The following is a 204-nucleotide window of genomic DNA, read 5'->3' on the forward strand; positions in this document are numbered from 1 at the left end:
TGTTCCGTTGGGTTCCGTGATGGAGGCGATGCGTTTTTTCAGATTGTCCGCCACGTCCAGAAATTCCTCCTTGTCCTTTTTGTTCCAGGATTGTGCGTTCCAGGTTTGAAGGATTTTTCCTAAAAACTGCGCGGCAGCGGGCCTTTGGTTGCGGGCCAGGAACTCGTCCGCTGCCAGATTGGCGGCGTTAACGTAGTAATCCGG

The 204-nt window shown here is 53.4% G+C and carries 1 protein-coding gene; it reads right to left on the minus strand.

What is annotated here, in order from left to right:
* Positions 1-204 (minus strand): hypothetical protein (locus tag CI070_RS13610; protein WP_179218427.1); only part of this gene is annotated, 204 nt, incomplete at both ends.

The sequence above is a fragment of the Akkermansia muciniphila genome, assembly GCF_900184965.1.
GTDB classification, from domain to species: domain Bacteria; phylum Verrucomicrobiota; class Verrucomicrobiia; order Verrucomicrobiales; family Akkermansiaceae; genus Akkermansia; species Akkermansia muciniphila_A.